This window comes from Streptomyces sp. JJ36, from assembly GCF_021696945.1.
Taxonomy (GTDB): Bacteria; Actinomycetota; Actinomycetes; order Streptomycetales; family Streptomycetaceae; genus Streptomyces.
The window spans coordinates 1-22,337 of sequence record NZ_JACYHE010000074.1 but is presented as its reverse complement, the minus strand read 5'-3'; the positions used below and the strand labels follow the sequence as shown (position 1 = coordinate 22,337).

The following is a 22,337-nucleotide window of genomic DNA, read 5'->3' as shown; positions in this document are numbered from 1 at the left end:
CGGGCCCGCCGCCGGCGGGGCGGGGGCCCGGTCGGCCCCCGGCCGGGACCTGTGGCCCCTGCCCGGCGGGGAACGGCGGGCGGGACGCTCGGAGCCGCACGGGCGGCGGCCGCGCCGGTGGCCGGTGCCCGAGCGGCGGGTGCAGGAGCGGCCCGCGGAAGAGCCGGCCGGCGGAAGGGAGAAGCCGATGGAGACCATCGCGTACGGGGTGCTCGCCGACGAGCGGACCTCACTCGAGCGGGCCTTCGACCGCGTGGTCGGCGACGGGCACCGGCTGCGGTGCCTGGAGCTCCCGCTGACCCCGGACACCGCGCCGGCGGCGGCCGGCTGCGGTGCGGTGCTGAGCAGCGTGAACGACCAGCTCGGCGCCGAGGTGCTGCGCCGGCTGGCCGGCGGCGGCACCCGGCTGATCGCCCAGCGGTCCACGGGCTACAACAACATCGACCTGCGGACCGCCGAGGAGTGCGGCCTGTCCGTGGCGCGGGTCTCGCACTACTCCCCGTATGCGGTGGCCGAGTTCGCCTGGGCGCTCGCCATGGCCGTCGACCGCCATCTGGTGCGGGCCGCGGTCCGCGCCCGGGACTTCGACTTCCGCCTGGACGGCCTGCTCGGACACGACTTCCACGGACGGACGGCCGGCGTGCTCGGCACCGGCAAGATCGGCTCGGTCTTCGCCCGTATCGCACACGGCTACGGCATGCGGCTCCTCGGCCACGACCTGGAGGAGGACGCCGGCTGCCGCGCCCTCGGCATGCAGTACGTCTCGCGCGAGCGACTGTTCGCCGAGGCCGACCTGATCAGCCTGCACCTGCCGCTGACGCCCGGCACGCACCACCTGGTCGACGCCGGGGCGCTGCGGCGGATGAAGGACGACGTGCTGCTGGTCAACACCGGACGCGGCGGCCTGGTGGACACCGAGGCCCTGCTCGCCGCACTGCGCGCGGGCCGGCTACGCGGCGTGGGCCTCGACGTCTACGAGGAGGAGGCGCGCTGGTTCCACGCCGACTGGTCCATGGGCGTGATGACCGACGACGCCCTGGCACGGCTGATGACCTTCAACAACGTACTGGTCACCTCGCACCAGGGGTACTTCACCCGGGACGCGGTCGAGCAGATCGCGGAGGCCACCGCGCGGAACGTCCGCGACCATCTGGACGGGCGCACCAGCGAGAACACGCTGGTGCCCGCACACGTCCCGGCGTGAGAACCGGGCCCGCGGGTTACCCCTTCTCCACGGATCCCCCCACGACTTTCCCCAGGGGCGCCCCGGGCGGTTCCACACGGGGTCCCCACGGACCGGAGACGGCCGGTCCTGCCGCAGACGACGCCGAGACGAGGAGAGACGCCATGACAGGACAGGTGGCGGCCGGAGTGGACGGAACAGAGGCCGGTCTGGCCGCCGCGCACTGGGCGGCGCGGGAGGCGGAGGCCCGCGGGGTGCCGCTGACGCTGGTGCACGCCTGGGAGCGCAGAGAGCACACCGAGCCCGGCATGCCGGAGGGCGCGGGGCTGGAGGACGCGGCCGACCGTCTGCTGCGCTCCGCCCAGGAGCGGATCCGTTCGGCCCGGCCCGGGCTGGAGGTGCACACCCGGGCGGTCTCCGGCTCCCCGGTCGCGGTGCTGCTGGCGGCGGCCGAGGAGGCGGATCTGCTCGCCCTCGGCTCGCGGGGCCTCAGCGGGGTCGGCGGCTTCCTCACCGGATCGGTGTCGCTGCACGCCCTGGCGGAGGCACCGGTGCCCGCGGTCCTGGTCCGGGCCGAGCACACCGAGGAGGACGAGCACGAACCGGATTCCGCCGGCCGGCCCTCGCTGACCACTCCGCGCCGGCCGGTGGTCGTCGGCCTGGACCTGCGCCGCCCCTCCGACGCGCTGCTCGACTTCGCCTTCCGCTCCGCGGACCGGACCGGGGCGCCGCTGCGCGCGGTCCACGCGTGGGACTACCCGCCCACCTACGGCACCGCGATCGGCTCTCCCGCGCCGCTGGTCGACGCGGAGCTGCGGCTCCAGGAGAAGGCGCTGACCGGCACACTGCGGCCCTGGCGGGAGCGGTTCCCGTCGGTCGAGGTGACCGAGGACGTGCGGTCCGGACGGGCGGGGCACCACCTGATCCGCGCCGCGCACGGCGCCGGGCTGGTCGTGGTCGGACGGCGGGCCCGGCGGCGCGGCTGGCACACCGGCCATGTCGCACACGCGGTGCTGCACCACGCCAGCGCACCCGTCGCCGTCGTCCCGCACACCTGACCGGCCCGGCCGGCGACCGGTACGGCGCCCGAGAGGCTGACGCGCTCCGGGGCACCCGCGCCGGCGGGCCCCGGAGCGTGTCAGCCGGACGAGGCGGGGAACCCCGCACCGAGAACGGCCCCCTGCGGGCCGAGCCCACCGCAAGCGTCGAAGCCCGGCACCGCGCCGGGGATCGGGATGGCACTTATGACCAGCGGGTACACGGGTCCCGGCGGCTTCGGACGGGACCCGCTCGGAGACTTCCTCGCACGCTTCTTCGGCGCCGGCTCCCCGGGTGCCCGGATGCCGGACGCGCGGTCCTTCGACTTCGTACGGCTGATGAGCGAGCCGACCCGGGACATGCTCACGCAGGCCGCCCAGCACGCCGCCGAGCACGGAGACCCGGACCTGGGCACCGAGCACCTGCTGCGCGCGGCGCTGCTCACCGAACCGACGCGCTCGATGGTGAAGCACGCCGGTGCGGACCCCGACGCCCTCGCGCAGCAGATCGACCGGCAGGCCGGGGAGGGGCCGCCGGTCGACACCGTCGCGGTCAGCCCGTCGGTGAAGCGCGCGCTGATCGACGCGCACGAGATCGCCCGGCGCCGCGGCGCCTCGTACATCGGGCCCGAACACGTGCTGGTGGCGCTCGCCGCCAACCGGGACTCCACCGCCGGCCAGATCCTGCGCGCCGCTCACCTCGACCCCGCCGAGAACATGCGGGGCACGCCCCCCGAGGGCCAGACCGGCGGTGGCGAGACCGCCCGGGCGGCCGACGGGCGCGCCCGCCCCAGCAGCACCCCCAACCTGGACACCTACGGGCGGGACCTCACCGAGGCGGCCAAGGAGGGCCGCGTCGACCCGGTGATCGGCCGGGAGGACGAGATCGAGCAGTCCATCGAGGTGCTGGCCCGGCGCGGCAAGAACAACCCGGTGCTGATCGGCGAGGCCGGCGTCGGCAAGACCGCGGTCGTCGAGGGCCTGGCCCAGCGCATCGTGGACGGCGACGTGCCGGACAACCTGCTGGGCAGCCGCGTCGTGCAGGTCGACTTCTCCGGCGTGGTGGCCGGCACCCGCTACCGCGGCGACTTCGAGGAGCGGCTGCGGAACCTGATCGAGGAGATCCGCAGCCACACCGACGACCTGATCGTCTTCATCGACGAGCTGCACACCGTGGTCGGGGCCGGCGGCGGCGGTGGCGGCGGCGAGGGCGGCGCCATGGACGCCGGCAACATGCTCAAGCCGGCGCTCGCCCGGGGCGAGCTGCACGTCATCGGCGCCACGACCCTCGAGGAGCACCGCCGCCACATCGAGAAGGACGCGGCGCTCGCCCGCCGCTTCCAGCCCATCCTGGTGGCCGAGCCCAGCCCCTCGGACGCCGTGGAGATCCTCCGCGGGCTCCGGGACCGCTACGAGGCGCACCACCAGATCCGGTACCGGGACGAGGCACTGGTCGCCGCGGTGGAACTCTCCGACCGCTACCTCACCGGCCGCTACCTCCCGGACAAGGCGATCGACCTGATCGACCAGGCGGGCGCCCGGGTCCGGATGCGCGCCTCCACCCGCGGCACCGACGTACGCGCCCGGGAGCGGGAGCTGGAACAGCTCCACCGGGACAAGGAACAGGCCGTGGCGGCGGAGGACTACGAACGGGCCACCGCGCTGCGGGACCGGATCACCGAGCTGGAGCGGGAGGTCCGCGAGGGACGCGAGCAGCAGCCCGCGCACGACCGGATCACCGAGGTCACGGTGGAGGACATCGCCGCCATCGTGGCACGTCAGACCGGCATCCCGGTCAGCAACCTCACCCAGGAGGAGAAGGAGCGCCTGCTCGGCCTGGAGGAACACCTCCACCAGCGCGTCGTCGGCCAGGACGAGGCCGTCCGGGCCGTCTCCGACGCGGTGCTGCGCGCCCGCTCCGGGCTGGCCAGCGCCGACCGGCCGGTGGGCAGCTTCCTCTTCCTCGGGCCCACCGGCGTGGGCAAGACGGAACTGGCCCGGGCCCTGGCGGAGGCGCTGTTCGGCAACGAGGACCGCATGGTGCGGCTGGACATGAGCGAGTACCAGGAACGGCACACCGTCAGCCGGCTGGTCGGCGCACCCCCCGGCTACGTCGGGCACGAGGAGGCCGGGCAGCTCACCGAGACGGTGCGGCGCAACCCCTACTCGCTCCTGCTCCTGGACGAGGTCGAGAAGGCGCACCCGGACGTCTTCAACATGCTGCTCCAGGTACTCGACGACGGACGGCTCACCGACGCGCAGGGCCGCACGGTGGACTTCACCAACACCGTCGTCGTGATGACCAGCAACCTCGGCTCCGAGGCCCTCACCGGCCGCGGCACGGCGCTGGGCTTCGGCCCCGGCGGGGGCGAGGACGCCGAGGACGCCGAGGAGAAGGCCCGCCGGGAGCGGGTGCTGCGGCCCCTGCGTGAGCACTTCCGGCCGGAGTTCCTCAACCGCATCGACGAGATCGTCATCTTCCGCCAGCTCTCCTCCGAGCAACTGCGCCGGGTCACCGACATGATGCTGGACGAGACCCGGCAGCGGCTGCACGCCCAGGACGTGGAGATCGAGTTCGCCCCGGACGCCGTCGACTGGCTGATGGAGCGCGGCTTCCAGCCCGAGTACGGCGCGCGGCCGCTGCGCCGGACCATCCAGCGCGAGGTGGACAACCGGCTCTCCCGGATGCTCCTCGGCGGGGAACTGGAGGCCCACACCCGGCTCCGCGTCGAGGTGGCGGACGGCTCCCTGGCCTTCCGGCCGGCCGCCTCGCCGGGGAAGCCCGGCGCCGGGGGCCCGGCCACCGCGGAGACCGGACCGGCGGACCGCGAGGCCGGGGAGCCCGGGCCGGCGGAACCGGGGGCCGGTGAGCGGTGACCGCACGTGAGGAGACCGTCCGCGCGGGACGGCGCGGCATCCCGCTGCACCGCCCGGGGAAGGTGCTGTTCCCGGACGACGGGCTGACCAAGCGCGACCTGGCCCACTACCACCGGGCCGCCGCCCGCGTCATGCTCCCGCATCTGCGCGGGCGCCCGCTGATGATGCTGCGGCATCCGGACGGCATCGACGACGGCGCCGTGGTGCAGAAGCACGTACCGGACCACTTCCCGGACTGGATCCGGCGGGCCGAGATGCCCAAGGAGGGCGGCACCGTCACCCATGTGCTCTGCGAGGACACCGCCACCCTCGTCTACCTGGCCGATCAGGCGTGCGTGACCCCGCACCGCTGGCTCTCCCGGGCCGACCGGCCGGACCACCCGGACCGGCTGGTCTTCGACCTGGACCCCGCCGAGGGCACCGGCTTTGCGGACGTGCGGTGGACCGCCCGCCGGCTGCGCGCCCTGCTGGAGGAGGAGCTGGAGCTGCCGACCCGCCTGATGACCACCGGTTCCAAGGGGCTGCACGTGCTGGTGCACCTGGACCGCCGGGCGGGCTTCGACGCCGTACGGGAGTTCGCGGCGGACGTCGCCGGGCTGCTCGCGGCGCGCCATCCGGAGCGGCTCACCACCCGTCAGCGGAAGACGGAGCGGCGCGGCCGGGTCTATCTGGACGTGCAGCGCAACGGCTACGCGCAGACCGCGGTCGCCCCCTACGCCGTACGGGCCCTGCCCGGCGGACCGCTGGCGGTGCCGGTCAGCCACGACGAGCTGGACGACCCGGAACTGACGCCGCGCCGCTGGACCCTCGCCGAGCCCGGGGACCGGCTGGAGAAGGACCCGTGGCACGGGCTGCCGTCCCGCGGCCGCGGGCTGCGGGCTGCCCGGCGCCGGCTGGACGCGGTCCGCATGGCCTGAGCCGCTCCCCGAGCGCTGCCCTCCCGTCAGCCCTTCAGGCCCGTCGCCGCGACGCTGCGGATGAACCAGCGCTGAAAGACGAGGAAGACGAGCAGGACCGGGGCCACCATCATGACGCCGAAGGCCATGATGTCCCCCCATTGCAGCGGGGGCAGCGTCTGGAAGGTGCTGATCGCCAGCGGCAGCGGCCGGTACTCCGGACCGCTCGTCACCATCACCGGCCACAGGAACTGTCCCCATTGCATGAGGAAGCTCAGGATCGCCACGGTCGCCATCGCGGGCTTCGAGAGCGGGAGCACGATCCGTACGAAGGTCCGCAGCGGCCCCGCCCCGTCGATCCGGGCGGACTCCTCCAGCTCGACCGGGAGTTCGAGGAAGAAGGTGTAGAAGAGGTAGACCGACAAGGCGTTGGCCAGGAAGGGGACGATCTGCACCTGATAGGAGTCCCGCCAGCCCCACTCGGTGACCATGGCGAACAGCGGGATGGCGATGGACTCGAAGGGCAGGATCATCAGGGCCAGCACCACTGTCAGCGCCAGGCGGCGCCCCGGCCACGGCAGCCGGGCCAGCGCGTATCCTGCCAGCGAGTTCACCACCAGTCCCCCGGCCACCACCGCACCGGTGATGAGCAGGGAGTTCAGGAGGAAGCGGGTGAAGTCGACGCGGGCGAAGACGTCGCCGTAGTTGTTCAGGGAGGCGTCCGTGGGCCACAGGGCCCGCCAGGAGTCGCCGTCGGCGAGGACTCGTGCGTCCGGTTTGAAACTGGCCACGATCATGAAGACCAGGGGTGCGGCGAAGACCGCCGCCACGGCGCAGAGCGAGAGGTAGCGGGCCGCCGTGCCGGCGCGCCGCCGGTCACGTCGGCTGCGGCGGACGGACTCCGCGGTGGACGGAGCCGTACGGGTGGTGAGAGGGGTCAACGCGGGTCACTCCCCTGACGCAGGGCCCGGCGCTGCACCAGGGCGAGGCCGAGCACGATGAGGAAGAAGACGACGGTCATGGCACTGGCCTTGGCGATCTGCTGCCGTTCGAAGGCCGCGGTGACGGTCTGGTAGATGACCGTGGTGGTCGCGTCGTCCGGACCGCCGGACGTCATGATGTAGATCTGGTCGAAGAGCCGGAAGGCGAGCACCGTGGTGACCAGCCCCACGAAGACCAGCGTGTTCCGCAGCCCGGGGAGCGTGACGTGCCGGAACTTCTGCCAGGTTCCCGCCCGGTCCAGCGAAGCCGCCTCGTAGAGCTCGGACGGGATCTGCTGGAGGCCGGCGAGAACGATCACCATCTGGAAGCCCACCCCCTGCCAGAGAGAGGTGAGCATCACCGCCGGCATGGCCCAGGCCGGGTCGTTGAGCCAGTCGTGCGGCTGCCACTGGCCGAAGGAGAGCGTGTGCAGGGCCGCGTTGAGCACACCGGTCGGGCCGGGAGCGTAGATGAGCATCCAGACCACGGCCACCAGCGCCATGGGGAAGACCACGGGCAGGAAGACGACGGAGCGGAAGAACGCCATTCCGCGCAGCGGCCGGTTGAGCAGCAGCGCCAGTCCGAGGGCGAGCGCGGTCTGCACCGGCACCACCACGGCGGCGAACACGGTGTTGTTGAGCAGGCCCCGGAGGAACTCGGGGTCGGTGAAGAGCCGGCTGTAGTTCCGCAGCCCCACCCAGGTCGTGGGGAGCGGGGAGTCCAGGCTGCGGTTGGTGAAGGAGTAGACGACGGCCAGCACGAAGGGTACGGCGAGGAAGAGGCCGAGCAGGGTGAGGGCGGGGGCGGCCATCGCCCAGCCGGCCCGCCGCCGGCCGGCTTCCCGGCGCGGGGTGCGGCGGGCCGCGCGCTCCGGAGCCGCGCCGTGCGGCGCCCGCTCGGCAGCGGGTGCGGAAAGGGTCATGACGAGCCTCGAAGGGGAGTCGGGCCCGGGGCGGGCGGCAACGGCGCGCCGCCCCGGGCGCGGGTCAGGGCTGCTGGTAGCCGTCGTTGTCCTCGATGTCGGTGTCGATCTCCTCGACGGCCTTGTCGAGGGCGGCCCGCGGGTCGCCGCCGTCCCAGATGTCCGCCCACGCCTTCTGGAAGGCGGAGGTGATCACCGGGTAGGCCGGGGTGGCGGGGCGGGGCACGGTGGTGCACTTCATGGTGATCGGACCGCTGCCGCAGCTGTCCTTCAGCTGGGCGGCGAAGCGCTCCAGCGGCTTGCCGGGACCGTAGAGTGCGGACTTCTCCATCGCGCTGCGGGTGGCCGGCGGGGCGCCGTTGGCCTCGGTCATGGCGAGCACCTGCTCGTCCTGCATCAGGTACTGCAGGAACTCGGCCGCGGCCTTCTGGTTCTTCGAACTGCTGGTGATGCCCCAGTTCCAGGAGCCCTGGCCGCTCTTGCTGCCGACGCCGAAGTCCGGCACCGGCAGGACCACCAGATCGTCGCCCAGCGCCTCGGAGAACCCGGCGTACTGCCAGTGGCCGTTCCAGGAGAGGGCGGTGCGCCCGCTGGTGAAGCCGGACCCGTCGGTGTCGGGGTCGGTGTACTTCTTCCAGGACTGGACGGTGCGGAAGGCGTCGACGACCTTCGGGCTGTTCAGCACGCCGTCGGCGCTCCGGTACTCCTCACGGTCGATCAGGTCGCCGCCGGCGGACCAGACGACGGGGCTGTAGCCGTAGGTGAACCACTCGCCCTTGCCGTTGGCCAGCCCGAGGTCCAGCACCCTGCTGCGGCCGGTGTGGTCGGCGAGCTTCTTCAGCGCGGCGGTGAACTCCCGGGCCGTCCAGGACTCCCCCGGCTTCCGGGGATAGTCGACCCCGGCCTCGTCGAGCAGCTTGCGGTTGCCGTAGACGCCCAGGCCCGAGTCGAAGGTGGCCAGCGAGTACAGCTTGCCGTCGTAGGTGCCCTGGGCGCGGGACGCCTTGGTCAGGTTGGAGGTGACCGAGTCGGGCACGTAGTCGTCGAGGGGGACGAGCTTGCCCTTGTAGACGTAGTTGTAGAGCAGCGGGCCGTCGAAGTCGAGCACGTCCGGGAGGTCGCCGGCGGCCGAGGCCGCCTGCACCTGGTCGTTGTACGACCCCTCGGGAAGCAGCTTCAGCTTCACGGTGACGTCGTCCTGGGACGCGTTGAACTCCTTGACCTGGCGCTTGAGGGTGTCGCGCTCCGGGCCCTGGCCGGAGTGGAACCAGGCGGTGATCTCCCCCGTGCCGTCGCCCGCGGCCCCGGAGGAGCCACCGGAGGAGCAGGCTCCGAGGCCGAGAGCGAGGACGGTGGCGACGGCCGTCGCGGAGGCCCCGAGACGTATCCGGGAGGGGGCTCTGACTCGGTCGGTGGTGACACGCATGAGTGACTTCCTTGCGGTGAGGGAGGGGCGGGTGAAAGAGGGGCCGGACCGGGTTGCGGCGGCCGGTCAGGAGGGCCCGGTACCGGTCGTGGCGGGCGGGGCGGTGCTGCCGCGCAGCAGGAGCTCGGTCGGCACGACGCGGTGGACGGGTTCGGCCGGGCCGTCCGTCCCGAGCGCTGCCAGCACTTGTTCACAGGCGATCGACCCGAGCTCCGCCAGCGGCTGGATGACGGTGGAAAGGGCCATGACTTCGGCCAGGTCGTGGCCGTCGAAGCCGATGACCGACACGTCGCCCGGGACCTCCAGCCCGGACCGGCGCAGCGCGTGCATCGCCCCGAAGGCCATCTCGTCGGAGTGCGCGAAGACGGCCGTGGGCAGTGTGCCTCGACCGGACAGCAGGTGGGTCATGGCCTTGCTGCCGCCGTCGATGCTGAACTCGGCGACCGCCTCCAGGGCCGGGTCGGCCTGGACGTCCGCCTCCGCCAGCGCCTCCAGGTAGCCGACGCGCCGGTCGACCTGGGAGGTGAAGGGCATCCCCTGGTCGTAGGGGACACCACTGAGCAGGCCGATGTGCCGGTGTCCGAGATGCAGCAGGTGCCGGACGGCGGTGCGGGCCGCCGCGACGTCGTCGATCCGGACGCCGAAGAACTCCGGCTCCAGCGCGCCGACGACCGCGACGGGCACCTCGAGGGCGCTGAGCGACTCCTTCTCCTCCTGGGTCATGGGCAGGTAGAGCACGAGGACGGCGTCCACCCGGCCCCGCAGCCGGTTGTCGGCGAACATCCGCCGCCGGCCCTCGGCATCGGCCAGGTTGTAGAGCAGCATGTCGAAGCCCGCGGTGCGCAGCACCGCCTCGACGCCCTCGATGACCTGCCCGAACGACCAGCGGCTGACGAACGGGACCACCACGGCCACGGTCCCCGTACGGCCGCTGGCCAGCCGGGACGCCGAGGGGGACACGCTGTAGCCGAGTTGCTCGGCCGCCTCCAGCACGCGATGCCGGGTGGCCTCGGCCACCCGGCCGACGCCGCGCAGGGCACGCGAGACCGTCGCGGTGGACACGCCCGCCTGCCGGGCGACATCGCTGATATCGGCCATGCTCGGTCCTTCCGTAGGCCTGCGACCGGGAGCCCGGGGGCGCCGGACGGGGGAGACATTAGGACCGGGGGCCAGCGTGCGTAAACCCTTGCGCAGAAATTTCCACCGAGCTGACCTTGCCCGCTGGGCGAAGCCCCCGCATATCCTGACCCCTGTTGCGCAAACGCTTACCCAGAGTCCCCCGAGGAGAATCGTGCGTTATGCCCCGCCCGGCCTCTGCCTGAACGACTTCGACCTGCTCCGCGTCGGCGACGAGTGGCGCCTGCTGCATCTCCAGGCTCCGCCCGTGCACCCCTTCGACGCGGCACTGCTGGAGACCTCCTACGGCCAGGCCTCCTCCCGGGACCTGGTGAGCTGGACCCCGCTCGCTCCGGCATTCGGCATCGGCCCGCCCGGGAGCTTCGACGACAGCGCCGTGTGGACGATGCACCGGGTGCCCACCGAGGGGGGCACCGCGATGTTCTACACGGGTGTCACCCGCGACCCGGACGGCGGCGCGCGGCAGGCCGTGGGGCTGGCCCTGGCGGGCCGGGACGGCGAGGGCGGTTGGCGCCGCGCCAACGGGGGGCGCCCGGTGGTGACCGCCGACCCGGCCTGGTACCGCACCGACACGGCGATGGCCTGGCGGGACCCGTTCGTGGTCCGCGACACCGCACGCGGGAGGTGGCTGATGCTGGTGTGCGCCAGGACCCGCGACGAGCCGCTCGGCCGCAGCGGGTGCGTGGGCACGGCCACCTCGACGGACCTCCACCACTGGGAGACCGGTCCGCCGCTGCTCGCCCCGGGCGACATCGACGAGCTGGAGTGCCCCGTGCTGGAGCCGGTCGAGGACGGGTGGCTGCTGCTGGGCAGCATCGGGCCCGACCACGAGATCCGCAGCTGGCACGCACCGGACCTGACGGGCCCGTGGTCCCCGCAGGGCCGGCTGGGGCCGGCCGGCGCGTACGCCCCGCGCCTGACCACGGCGGGAGGCGACCGGCTACTCGTGCACACCCTGGAACGGCGGCACGGCCTCCGCGACGACGGCCCGCTCGGCCGCGGGGTGATAGCCCAGCCGAAGGTCCTGCGGCACACACCCGGCTCACCTCCCGAGCTCTGCTGGTGGTCCGGGCTGGACGCCCACCTCGGCGCCCCCTCCCCCGCCGCCGCGCAGCACGAGCCGGCCCCCTCGCCGGACGGCTGCCTCGAGGCGACCCTCACCGGCCCCACCCCCCGGTTGCAGCTACGGGTACGCGACGGCGGGGACGCCGCGGTGGAGATCGCCCTGGCGGACGGCGTGCTCACCGCCGCCTACCCGGGCGGGCCGGAGCTGGCCCGCACGGCGGTCCCCCGGGCGCCCCGCCGCTCGCTGCGCGTCCTCACCGTGGCGGAGTACCTGGAGGTCTACCTCGACGACGTCTTCGTGCTCGCCTGCTGCGCGTACCGGCCCAGCGGCTCGGGCGCCCGGCTCACGGTCGACGGCAGGCCCCACCCCCTGGTGCGCAGGCCCCTGGGCGAGCCCGCCGCGCGGGACGACGTGAGCGCGGTTCACCGCCCCCTCGCCACTGCGCCGATCCGCTGACCAGGGGCGTTCACGGCGGATCCGGTCTCCGGCCCCCGCGGCCGGGCCGCCGCAGACACGGGGGTGTCCGGCGCCCCGCGGGGGTACCCGGCAGCCGTACACCGCCGACCGGAGGGAACCACGGTGGCACGGACGAAGGACCCGCTGCGGACCTACCGCGGCAAGCGGCACTTCGGGCGCACCCGGGAGCCGCACGGCGACGGCCCCGGGCGCACCGGGGGCGGCGATCCGCGCTTCGTGGTGCAGATCCACGACGCGAGCACCCTGCACTTCGACTTCCGGCTGGAGGTCGACGGGGTGCTCAAGTCCTGGTCGGTCCCGAAGGGCCCGCCGTCCGACCCGGCGCAGAAGCGGCTGGCCGTGCCCACCGAGGACCACCCGCTGGAGTACCGCGAGTTCGAGGGCGTGATCGCCGAGGGCGAGTACGGCGCCGGCACGGTCGTCGTCTGGGACGAGGGCACCTACCGGCCGCTGCCCCCGGGCCGCCGGGACCGGCGGGGCCTGCCGTTCGCCGACGCGCTGGCGGACGGGCACGTCTCCTTCCGGCTGCACGGCGCCAAGCTGCGGGGCGACTACGCCCTCACCCGCTTCCGCGGCGGCGGGAAGCGGGACTCCTGGCTGCTGGTGCGGGAACGGTCCACGGGGAAGGGCGGCGGCTCCGGGCGGGGCGCGCCCGCCGACCCGGCGCGGGCCCGTTCGGTCCGCAGCGGACGCACCCTGCGTCAGGTGGCCGCCGCGGAGCCGGCGGACGACGAGGGCAGCCGGCGGTGAGCGGCCTGCTGGACGGCCTGCCCGAGGAGCAGCGGCGGCTGCTCCGGGAGGCGCCGCCGGGTCAGGACCTGGCGGCCTCCCCGATGCTGGCGAAGCTGAGCGACCGGCGCGCGTTCGGCCCGGGCTGGCTCTTCGAGCGCAAGCTGGACGGGGTGCGGGCGCTGACGGTGCGGGAGGCCGGCGAGAGCCGGGCACGGCTGCTGTCCCGCTCCGGGCAGTTCATGAACCGGACCTACCCGGAGCTGGTGGAGGCCCTGGAGGCGCAGCCCTGCCCGGACTTCACCGTGGACGGCGAGATCGTGGCGTTCGCACACGGGCGCACCGACTTCGCCCGGCTGCAGCGGCGGATGCAGCTCACCGACCCGCGGCAGGCGCGGGCGAGCCCGGTCACGGTCACCTACTACCTTTTCGACCTGCTGGCGCTGGACGGGACGGACCTCACCCGGCTGCCGCTGCGGACCCGCAAGTCGCTGCTCCGCCGGGCGCTGCGGTTCGAGGCGCCGCTACGCCTGACCCCGCACCGCAACGAGGGCGGCCAGGAGCTGCTGGACCGGGCGTGCGCACAGGGCTGGGAGGGCCTGATCGCCAAGCGGGCGGGCGGCCGCTACGTGCACGGGCGGTCCTCCGACTGGCTGAAGATGAAGTGCGCGCGCAGCCAGGAGTTGGTCATCGGCGGCTTCACCGAGCCGTCCGGCACCCGCTTCGGCTTCGGGGCCCTGCTTCTCGGCCACTACGAGGGCGACCGGCTGCGGTACGCGGGCAAGGTGGGCACCGGCTACGACCGGGCCACCCTGCGTGACGTACGGGCACGCCTGGACGAGCGGCCGAGCGAGCGGTCGCCCTTCGCCGACCCGGTGCGGGAGCGCGGCGCACACTGGGTGCGGCCGGAACTGGTGGCGCAGGTCGCCTTCACCGAGTGGACCCGGGACGGCATGCTGCGGCACCCGCGCTTCCTCGGGCTGCGGCACGACAAGGAGCCGCGGGAGGTGGTGCGGGAGGTGGTGCGGGAGGAGCCCGCTGGCCGGCGGCGCCGGAGCTTATCGGCCGCTCCGCCGGCGTGCCGGGACCTGACGCAGAACCCGCACAGTTTTCCTCCCCGGCGAGCGCGGGCAGGGACCGCTCGTAACCTGAACGCCGGTCCGATTCCCCGGAGACCGACGAGGCGAAGGGCAGGTACCCATGACGGAGACCGAGACCGCGTCCGCACCGCGCGCCACGGCCGCCCGCGGCGGCGATCCGCTGGAGCGGATCTACGCGGACGTGCTGCGGCGCAATCCCGGTGAGACGGAGTTCCACCAGGCCGTGCGGGAGGTGCTGGAGACGCTGGGCCCGGTACTGGCACGGCGGCCGGAGCTGGCGGAGGCCCGGATCCTGGAACGCGTCTGCGAACCGGAACGGCAGATCGTCTTCCGGGTGCCGTGGACGGACGACGCGGGCCGGGTGCACGTGAACCGCGGCTTCCGGATCGAGTTCAGCAGCACCCTCGGGCCGTACAAGGGAGGACTCCGCTTCCACCCCTCGGTGAACCTGGGCATCGTCAAGTTCCTGGGCTTCGAGCAGATCTTCAAGAACGCGCTCACCGGACTGCCGATCGGCGGCGGCAAGGGCGGCAGCGACTTCGACCCCAAGAACCGCTCGGACGCGGAGGTGATGCGCTTCTGCCAGTCCTTCATGACGGAGCTGCACCGGAGCCTGGGCGAGTACACCGACGTGCCGGCCGGCGACATCGGCGTCGGCGCCCGCGAGATCGGCTACCTCTTCGGGCAGTACAAGCGGATCACCAACCGGCACGAGTCGGGCGTGCTGACCGGCAAGGGCGTGGGCTGGGGAGGCGCCCGCGGCCGAACCGAGGCCACCGGGTACGGCTGTGTGCTCTTCACCGAGGAGATGCTGCGCAGCCGCGGCACCGGCCTGGACGGGCGCAGCGTGGTCGTCTCCGGCTCCGGCAACGTCGCCCTGTACGCCATCGAGAAGGCCCAGCAGCTCGGGGCCACCGTGCTCACCTGCTCCGACTCGGACGGCTACGTACTGGACCGCAAGGGCGTGGACGTGGAGCTGCTCAAGGAGATCAAGGAGGCCGGGCGCGGCCGGGTCTCCGACTACGCCGAGGCCCGCGGCGGCGACTGCCGGTACGTGCCGGGCGGCCGGATCTGGGAGGTCCCCTGCGAGGTGGCGCTGCCCTGCGCGACGCAGAACGAGCTCACCGAGGACGACGCCGTCGGGCTGGTGCGGGGCGGTGTGCTGGCCGTCGCCGAGGGCGCGAACATGCCCACCACGCCCGCCGCCGTACGGGCCCTCCGGGAGGCGGGCGTGGCCTTCGGCCCCGGCAAGGCGGCCAACGCGGGCGGCGTGGCGGTGAGCGCGCTGGAGATGCAGCAGAACGCCTCCCGGGACTCGTGGGAGTTCGCCCACACCGAGGAGCGGCTGACCGGGATCATGCGGCACATCCACGACTCCTGCCACACGACCGCCGAGCGGTACGGCTCGCCGGGTGACTACGTGGTGGGGGCGAACATCGCCGGCTTCGAACCGGTGGCGGACGCGATGCTGGCGCAGGGCCTGGTCTGAGCCCTCACGCCGGCCACCCGCCTGGGCCTCCCGCCCTGGGCCTTCGCGCCGGGCCCCGGCCGGGTGCGGAGGTCGTAGAGTCGGAGCATGGCTGCAGACGAGGGATCGGTACGGGTCGACAGCTGGATCTGGGCGGTGCGGCTCACCAAGACGCGCTCCCTGGCCGCCTCCGCCTGCCGGGCGGGGCACGTGCGGATCAACGGCGAGCGGGTGAAGCCCGCCCACTCGCTGCGCGCGGGCGACCAGGTGCGGCTGCGCCACGCCGGCCGGGAGCGCATCGTCGTCGTCCGGCGGCTGCTGCGCAAGCGGGTCGGGGCGCCCGTCGCCGTCGAGGCGTACGTGGACCACAGCCCGCCGCCGCCCTCCCGTACCGAGACGCCGGCCGCCGGGGTGCGGGACCGCGGCGCGGGACGGCCCACCAAGCGGGACCGCCGGGAGCTGGAGCGGCTGCGCAGGGAGCGCCCGGGCCGCCCCGGCCGGGGGCCCGCGGCGGGCTGAGGCTGCCCGTGGCGAGGTCCGGACGCGAGCCGGGGCGGGCGGGCGCGCTCCCTCCCCGCAGGTGGCACCCGGAGGCGGGGGCGTTCCGGGCCGCAGCGGCGCCTTCCTCCTCAGCACGGGCCACCCGGAGGCCGGCGGGCGCGCGACCCGCCGCCGGCCCGGCCAGGCCGCGCGCCCGGGGCGGACCCGGCTCCGTAGCCGCGCTGCCGCCGCACCGTCCGTGCGGGGGCTCCCGCGGGGCGGCCCGGCCTGGTACCGCGTCGGCGCGGCCGGGGCACTCACTCCGTGCCGTCGTCCTCCGGCGAGCCCGCGGCCAGCGCGGCCAGGGTACGGAGCGCCTCGTCCAGCGTGCCCACGGGCGGGGCGGCGAGCGCCAGCCGTACGGCGTGCGGCGCCCGGCCGGAGCCGGCGGTGAACGCGGCCGCCGGCGTGACGGCGATGCCGCGCCGCGCCGCTGCGGCCACGAAGGTCTCCGCTCGCCACGGGGGCGGCAGCTCCCACCAGCAGTGGTAGGCACGCGGATCGCCGTGCACCGCCCACCCGGCGAGGCGTTCCCGTACCCGTGCCTGGCGGGCGGCCGCGTCCGCCCGCTTGGCCGCCGCGAGCGCGTCCGCCGTGCCGTCCTCCAGGAGCTGCACGGCCGCGTCCAGCGCGAAGCGGGGCGGCGACCAGCCGCCGGACCGCAGCGCGGACGCCAGCCGCCCGGCCTGCGCCGGCGGCGGGGCCAGCAGCCCCAGGGTGAGCCCCGGCGCGATCCGTTTGGAGAGGCTGTCCACCACGGTCGTCCGCTCCGGCGCCAGCGCGGCCAGCGGCGGTTCGTCGTGCAGGAAGGAGTAGACGGCGTCCTCCACGGCGGGCAGCTCCAACTCGTCCAGGACAGCGGCGAGCTCCGCCCGGCGGGCCGCCGGCATGGTGGTGCCCAGCGGGTTGTGCAGCGCCGGCTGGACGTAGAGCGCGGACAGCCGGGTGGTGCGATGGGCGGCGCGCAGCGCGTCCGGCAGCAGCCCGTCCTCGTCCATGGCCAGCGGAACCACCTCCACGCCGAGCCGCTCCGCGATGCCTTTGACCACGGGATAGGTGAGCTCCTCCACGCCCAGCCGCTCCCCCGCCGGCACCAGCGCGGAGACCGCGGCCGCGATCGCCTGCCGCCCGCTCCCGGCGAAGAGCAGGCCGCGCGGCTCCGGCGCCCAGTCCGCGCGCGCCAGCAGCCGGGCGGCGGCGGCCCGGGCCGCGGGCGTGCCGGCCGACCCGGCCGGGGGGAGGGCGGCGGCCAGCGCCCGCGGGGCGAGCAGCGGGGTGAGGCTGCGGGCCAGCAACTCGGCCTGGCCGTCGAGGAGCGGGAAGATCAGCTCCAGGTCCACCCGCGCACCGCCCGGTTCGGCGAGGGCCGGCTCGGCGGGCGCCGGCCGGGAGCGCACGAAGGTGCCGCGGCCCACCTCTCCCACGGCGAGGCCGCGCCGCACCAGTTCGCCGTAGACCCGGGCGGCGGTGGAGGCGGCGATGCGGTGCCGGCGTGCGAACCGGCGCTGCGGCGGCAGCCGCTCGCCGGGGCGGAGCCGCCCGGCGGAGATGTCGGCGGCGAGCGCGTCGGCGATCCGCCGGAAGTCCTGCATGCCTGCCCCTTTCCCCGGCCGCTCCGCGCCCCGGGCGCGCCGGCCGGACGCGCGCGGGTACCGCGGGAACATTGCACCGAGAGCAATTCCTTGATTGCACCGGATTATTGCACCGACTAGCGTCGGTGTCCCGTCGGCGGTCCTGGCCGGGACCGGCGGCGTCACCGAGTCAGAGAGGCATGCCCGTGAGCAAGGCGGAGCTGACCGGCGGCATCACCGCCGGCTACGACGACGAGGGCCACGGAACCTCCGTCGTCCTGGTGCACGGCCACCCCTTCGACCGCACGATGTGGCAGCCGCAGGTGCGCCACCTGGCGCGCGGCGGCCACCGGGTCCTCGCCCCCGACCTGCGCGGCTACGGCACGTCGACGGTCGTGCCGGGGAAGACGACGCTGGAGACCTTCGCCCGGGACCTGGCCGCCCTGCTGGACCGGCAGGAACCGGACGGCGCCGACGGCGTCGTGCTGGGCGGCCTCTCCATGGGCGGCCAGATCGTCATGGAGTTCCTGCGGCTCTTCCCGGAGCGGGTGCGCGCGCTGGTGCTCGCGGACACCTCCGCCCCGGCGGAGTCCGCGGCGGGCCGGCGCGAGCGTCTCGCCACCGCCGACCGGCTCGAACGGGAGGGCATGGGCCCGTACGCCGAGGAGGTGCTGGACCGGATGGTGACACCGCAGAACCAGCGGGACCTGCCGGAGGTGGCCGGCCACGTGCGCCGCATGATGCACGACGCGCCCCCGGAGGGCGCGGCCGCGGCACTGCGCGGCCGGGCCGAGCGGCCCGACTACACCGCAACGCTGCGCGCCGCCCGGGTCCCCGCCCTGGTGGTGGTGGGCGAGGAGGACGCGTTCACCCCGCTCGCCGACGCCCGGCTGCTGCACGATGCGCTGGCCGGTTCGGAGCTCGTGGTCGTCGAGGGGGCCGGTCACCTGCCCAATCTGGAACGGCCGGAGGCGTTCAACGCGGCGCTGGACGCGTTCCTGGCCCGGCTCCCGCGGCCGGCGGAGACGGTCTGATGGCGGCCGCACGGGACACGACGGTCCTCGTCACCGGGGCGAGCGCCGGGTTCGGCGCCGCGATCACGCGCCGCTTCGTCGCCGAGGGGGCCCGGGTGGTGGCCACCGCCCGGCGCGGGGACCGGCTGGCCGCGCTGGCGGCGGAACTGGGCCCGGCCGTGCACCCGGTGGAGCTCGACGTACGGGACCGGGAGGCCGTGGCGGCCGCGGTGGCGGCGCTGCCGGAGGAGTTCGCGGCCGTCGACGTGCTGGTGAACAACGCCGGGCTGGCCAAGGGCCTGGAGCCGGCCCACCGGGCGGAGGCCGGGGACTGGCGGCAGATGCTGGACACCAACTGCGCCGGGCTGCTGCACTGCACCCACGCGCTGCTGCCCGGCATGGTGGACCGCGGCCGGGGTCATGTCGTCAACCTCGGCTCGATCGCCGCCACCTATCCGTACCCCGGCGGCAACGTGTACGGCGCCACCAAGGCGTTCGTACGGCAGTTCAGCCTCAACCTGCGCAGCGACCTGCACGGCACCGGGGTACGGGTCACCTGTGTCGAGCCGGGCCTGGTGGGCGGCACCGAGTTCTCCGCGGTGCGCTTCGGCGGGGACGAGGAGCGCGCGGCGGCGGTGTACGGGGGCACCCGCCCGCTCGACCCGGAGGACATCGCCGAGACGGTGTACTGGGCCGCCTCGCTCCCCCCGCACGTCAACGTGAACACCGTGGAGCTGATGCCCACGGTGCAGAGCACCGGCCCGCTGCGCGTCCACCGGCCCGGGGAGGACTGACCTTCCGGACGGCCGTGCCCCCCGAGGTGACGGGGTACGGCCGTCCGCGTGGCCTCCCGCCACCCGCCGGGCCATCATGGTGCCGTCGTGTGCACCGGGCCCGGCGGGGCCCCGGCCGGTGGAGAAGAGGCGGAGCCAGGATGAGCAATCTCGACGTGCGGCCGGCGGCGGCCCGCTGCGGCGGCCGCGAGGAGGTCCCGGGCGGCCCGGTACGGGAGCTGCTGGAGCCGCGCCGGGTTCCGCTGGGCGAGTCCACGGTCGTCCGCCGGCTGCTGCCCGGCCTCGGGCGGCGGATGGTGGGGGCGTGGTGCTTCGTCGACCACTACGGGCCCGACGACATCGAGGACGAGCCGGGGATGCAGGTCCCGCCGCACCCGCACATCGGTCTGCAGACGGTGAGCTGGCTGCACGAGGGGGAGGTGCTGCACCGGGACAGCCTGGGCAGCGTCCGTACCGTGCGCCCCCGCGAACTGGGGCTGATGACCTCCGGCGGGGGCATCGCCCACTCCGAGCAGTCCCCGCGCCACCACGCCCGCCTGCTGCACGGCGCGCAGCTCTGGGTGGCCCTGCCGGACGGCGACCGGCACGGGCCACCCTCCTTCGAGCACCACGCCGAGCTGCCGGTGGTGGCCGGCTCCGGTGGGCTCGCCGCCACCGTGATCCTCGGTGAGCTGGACGGGGCCGCGTCCCCCGGGCGGACGCACTCCCCGCTGACGGGCGCGGACCTCACCCTCGCCGAGGGCACCGGCGCGCGGCTCCCCGTCGAGCCCGACTTCGAGTACGCCGTGCTCACCATGTCCGGCCGCTGCGAGGTCGACGGGGTGCGGCTCGACCCGGGCTCGATGCTCTACCTCGGCTGCGGCCGCCGGGAGCTGCCGATGCGCGCGGAGAGCGACAGCACACTGCTGCTCCTGGGCGGTGAGCCGTTCGCGGAGAAGCTGGTGATGTGGTGGAACTTCATCGGCCGGTCGCACGAGGAGATCGCCCGGGCCCGCGCGGACTGGGCGGCCGGCTCCCGCTTCGGTGCGGTGCGGGGCTACGAGGGCCCCCGGCTCCCCGCGCCCGACCTCCCGCCGGTGCCGCTCAAGCCCCGCGGCCGCACCCGCTGACCGGGACCACCGCCGTGCGCGCCCGGGCGCCCCGGACGGGGCGCCCGCCTACCCGGCAGGTAATCGCCGGGCCCCCTCGGCCGGGCACAGAATGAGACCCCGCCACGTCGGCACGACGTCGTACCCGGAACGAAGGGGCCCGCCATGTCCACAGCCGCACCCGCGTCCACCCGCGCCGTGGTGGAGGAACTGCTGCGACGGATCGGCGAGGGCGATCCCGAGCACATCGCCGGGCTGTATGCCGATCAGGTGGACTGGAAGCTGGACTGGCCGGATGCCGGACCCGGGAGCGACGCCACCCCGTGGATCCGGCACCGGTCCACACGTGCCGACGCGGCGGCTCACTTCCGTCAGATCGCCGAGCACCACGTGCCCGGTGCCGCGGCCACCGCGATCGAGCGGGTCCTCGTGGACGGTCACGACGCGGTCGTGCTGGGCGAGATCCGCCAGACCGCCCGGCCCACCGGACGTTCCTACCGCGCACGGTTCGCCCTGCACCTCACCGTCGAAGAGGGCCGTGTGACCCGGCACCACGTGTACGAGGACAGCCTCTCCGTCGCCCGGGCGTTCGCCGCTCACGACGGCGCGCGGACCCGCTGAGGAGCCCACCAGCGCCCCGAGCCGCGGCGCTGAGCTGCCCGGGCCACCCGGACGCGTGACATCCTGGCACTGAGTGTGCTTTCCTGAGGGTACTCAGTGCCATCGTCTCGCGATCTCGCTCCGGACCCACCCGGCCGGAGCAGGCTGGAGCTCAGCGCCCATGACCCAGGACTTCGATCTCTTCCGGCTCTCCGAGGAGCACGAGATGCTCCGCGACTCGGTGCGTGCCCTCGCCGAGGCGAAGATCGCCCCGCACGCCACCGAGGTGGACGAGGAGTCCCGTTTCCCCCAGGAGGCCCTGGACGCCCTGGTCGGCAACGACCTGCACGCGGTCCACGTCCCGGAGGCCTACGGCGGCGCCGGGGCGGACGCGCTGGCCACCGTCCTGGTCATCGAGGAGGTCGCCCGGGTGTGCGCCTCCTCCTCCCTCATACCGGCGGTCAACAAGCTCGGCTCCCTCCCGGTGATCCTGTCCGGTTCCGAGCACCTGAAGAAGAGCTGCCTCCCCGCGCTGGCCGAGGGCGACGCGATGTTCTCCTACTGCCTGAGCGAGCCCGACGCCGGCTCCGACGCGGGCGGCATGACCACCCGCGCCGTACGCGACGGCGACCACTACGTCCTCAACGGCGTGAAGCGCTGGATCACCAACGCCGGCGTCTCCGAGTACTACACCGTGATGGCCGTCACCGACCCCGACGCCCGGACCAGGGGCATATCCGCCTTCCTGGTCCGCAAGAGCGACGACGGCGTCTCCTTCGGCGCCCCGGAGAAGAAGCTCGGCATCAAGGGCTCCCCCACCCGCGAGGTCTACCTCGACAACGTGCGCATCCCCGCCGACCGCCTGATCGGCGCGGAGGGCACCGGCTTCGCCACCGCGATGCAGACCCTGGACCACACCCGCATCACCATCGCCGCCCAGGCCCTCGGCATCGCCCAGGGCGCCCTGGACTACGCCAAGGGCTACGTCCGGGAGCGCAAGCAGTTCGGCAAGCCCATCGGCGACTTCCAGGGTGTGCAGTTCATGCTCGCCGACATGGCCATGAAGCTGGAGGCCGCCCGGCAGCTCACCTACTCCGCCGCCGCGCGCTCCGAGCGGGCCGCCCGCGGCGCGCAGAAGCAGGACCTCACCTTCCACGGCGCGGCGGCGAAGTGCTACGCCTCGGACGCCGCCATGGAGATCACCACCGACGCCGTGCAGCTCCTCGGCGGCTACGGCTACACCCGCGACTATCCGCTGGAGCGCATGATGCGCGACGCCAAGATCACGCAGATCTACGAGGGCACCAACCAGGTCCAGCGCATCGTCATGGCCCGCAACCTGCCCTGACCCGGAACCACTGAAAGGGGAACTCGCCATGAGCCTGAGGATCGTTGTCTGTGTGAAGTATGTGCCGGATGCGGCTGGGGAGCG

The 22,337-nt window shown here is 74.3% G+C and carries 18 protein-coding genes and 1 pseudogene; 14 read left to right on the top strand and 5 right to left on the bottom strand.

The window, feature by feature from the left end; genetic code table 11:
- Positions 1–187 precede the first annotated feature (187 nt).
- The 4 genes from HOY81_RS22380 (at position 188) to ligD (HOY81_RS22365) (ending at position 6,014) form a co-directional block, all read left to right on the top strand.
- Positions 188–1,204, top strand: coding sequence for a 2-hydroxyacid dehydrogenase (locus tag HOY81_RS22380; RefSeq protein WP_237322344.1), 1,017 nt, complete (start codon positions 188–190; stop codon positions 1,202–1,204).
- A 143-nt stretch (positions 1,205–1,347) separates the two neighbouring features.
- Positions 1,348–2,241, top strand: coding sequence for a universal stress protein (locus HOY81_RS22375; RefSeq protein WP_237322343.1), 894 nt, complete (start codon positions 1,348–1,350; stop codon positions 2,239–2,241).
- Between the two features lie 186 nt (positions 2,242–2,427).
- The gene (locus HOY81_RS22370) at positions 2,428–5,097 is read left to right on the top strand and encodes an ATP-dependent Clp protease ATP-binding subunit (protein ID WP_237322342.1); all 2,670 of its coding nucleotides are present in this window, start codon (positions 2,428–2,430) and stop codon (positions 5,095–5,097) included.
- Entirely contained in the window at positions 5,094–6,014 is a 921-nt protein-coding gene (ligD, locus tag HOY81_RS22365) for a non-homologous end-joining DNA ligase (RefSeq protein WP_237322340.1), read from the top strand. The genes HOY81_RS22370 and ligD (HOY81_RS22365) overlap by 4 nt, the downstream gene beginning before the upstream one ends.
- Positions 6,015–6,040: 26 nt before the next feature.
- Here the strand turns inward: ligD (HOY81_RS22365) and HOY81_RS22360 are convergent, their stop codons facing one another.
- The 4 genes from HOY81_RS22360 to HOY81_RS22345 all read right to left on the bottom strand — a co-directional run bounded on the left by HOY81_RS22360 (position 6,041) and on the right by HOY81_RS22345 (position 10,420).
- Positions 6,041–6,934, bottom strand: a complete 894-nt coding sequence (locus HOY81_RS22360) for a carbohydrate ABC transporter permease (RefSeq protein ID WP_237322338.1) — start codon at positions 6,932–6,934, stop codon at positions 6,041–6,043.
- A complete protein-coding gene (locus HOY81_RS22355; protein ID WP_237322337.1) occupies positions 6,931–7,896 on the bottom strand; it encodes a carbohydrate ABC transporter permease in 966 nt (321 codons plus the stop codon). Before HOY81_RS22355 ends, HOY81_RS22360 begins: the two co-directional genes overlap by 4 nt.
- Positions 7,897–7,960: 64 nt before the next feature.
- The gene (locus tag HOY81_RS22350; protein ID WP_237322336.1) at positions 7,961–9,322 is read right to left on the bottom strand and encodes a sugar ABC transporter substrate-binding protein; all 1,362 of its coding nucleotides are present in this window, start codon (positions 9,320–9,322) and stop codon (positions 7,961–7,963) included.
- Between the two features lie 66 nt (positions 9,323–9,388).
- A complete protein-coding gene (locus tag HOY81_RS22345; RefSeq protein WP_237322335.1) occupies positions 9,389–10,420 on the bottom strand; it encodes a LacI family DNA-binding transcriptional regulator in 1,032 nt (343 codons plus the stop codon).
- A 193-nt stretch (positions 10,421–10,613) separates the two neighbouring features.
- On the opposite strand from HOY81_RS22345, the gene HOY81_RS22340 reads away from it, so the two are divergent.
- The 5 genes and pseudogenes from HOY81_RS22340 (at position 10,614) to HOY81_RS22320 (ending at position 15,818) form a co-directional block, all read left to right on the top strand.
- Positions 10,614–11,981 carry a mucin-1 gene (locus tag HOY81_RS22340; protein WP_237322333.1) on the top strand — a complete coding sequence of 456 codons (1,368 nt, stop codon included), beginning with the start codon at positions 10,614–10,616 and terminating at the stop codon, positions 11,979–11,981.
- A 123-nt stretch (positions 11,982–12,104) separates the two neighbouring features.
- The gene (locus HOY81_RS22335; protein WP_237322331.1) at positions 12,105–12,752 is read left to right on the top strand and encodes a DNA polymerase ligase N-terminal domain-containing protein; all 648 of its coding nucleotides are present in this window, start codon (positions 12,105–12,107) and stop codon (positions 12,750–12,752) included.
- A pseudogene (gene ligD, locus HOY81_RS22330) lies at positions 12,749–13,750 on the top strand (non-homologous end-joining DNA ligase); the annotation flags it as partial. The gene HOY81_RS22335 and the pseudogene ligD (HOY81_RS22330), both read left to right, overlap by 4 nt.
- A gap of 181 nt (positions 13,751–13,931) precedes the next feature.
- Complete coding sequence (gene gdhA, locus HOY81_RS22325) at positions 13,932–15,320, top strand: NADP-specific glutamate dehydrogenase (protein ID WP_237322329.1); 1,389 nt, start codon at positions 13,932–13,934, stop codon at positions 15,318–15,320.
- A gap of 87 nt (positions 15,321–15,407) precedes the next feature.
- A complete protein-coding gene (locus HOY81_RS22320; protein WP_237322328.1) occupies positions 15,408–15,818 on the top strand; it encodes an RNA-binding S4 domain-containing protein in 411 nt (136 codons plus the stop codon).
- A gap of 278 nt (positions 15,819–16,096) precedes the next feature.
- On the opposite strand, the gene HOY81_RS22315 is transcribed toward HOY81_RS22320, so the two are convergent.
- Positions 16,097–17,431: a PLP-dependent aminotransferase family protein gene (locus HOY81_RS22315; protein ID WP_237322327.1), complete on the bottom strand. Its 1,335-nt coding sequence runs from the start codon at positions 17,429–17,431 to the stop codon at positions 16,097–16,099.
- A 179-nt stretch (positions 17,432–17,610) separates the two neighbouring features.
- Here HOY81_RS22315 and HOY81_RS22310 point away from each other — a divergent pair, with 179 nt between their 5' ends.
- From HOY81_RS22310 to HOY81_RS22290, 5 genes are all read left to right on the top strand, one after another.
- Complete coding sequence (locus HOY81_RS22310; protein ID WP_237322326.1) at positions 17,611–18,444, top strand: alpha/beta fold hydrolase; 834 nt, start codon at positions 17,611–17,613, stop codon at positions 18,442–18,444.
- Positions 18,444–19,217, top strand: a complete 774-nt coding sequence (locus HOY81_RS22305; protein WP_237322325.1) for an SDR family NAD(P)-dependent oxidoreductase — start codon at positions 18,444–18,446, stop codon at positions 19,215–19,217. The genes HOY81_RS22310 and HOY81_RS22305 overlap by 1 nt, the downstream gene beginning before the upstream one ends.
- Before the next feature lie 140 nt (positions 19,218–19,357).
- Positions 19,358–20,326: a pirin family protein gene (locus HOY81_RS22300; RefSeq protein WP_237322324.1), complete on the top strand. Its 969-nt coding sequence runs from the start codon at positions 19,358–19,360 to the stop codon at positions 20,324–20,326.
- Between the two features lie 144 nt (positions 20,327–20,470).
- Positions 20,471–20,926, top strand: coding sequence for a nuclear transport factor 2 family protein (locus HOY81_RS22295; RefSeq protein WP_237322322.1), 456 nt, complete (start codon positions 20,471–20,473; stop codon positions 20,924–20,926).
- Positions 20,927–21,086: 160 nt separating this feature from the next.
- Entirely contained in the window at positions 21,087–22,253 is a 1,167-nt protein-coding gene (locus tag HOY81_RS22290; RefSeq protein WP_237322320.1) for an acyl-CoA dehydrogenase family protein, read from the top strand.
- The last annotated feature ends 84 nt before the right edge of the window (positions 22,254–22,337 follow it).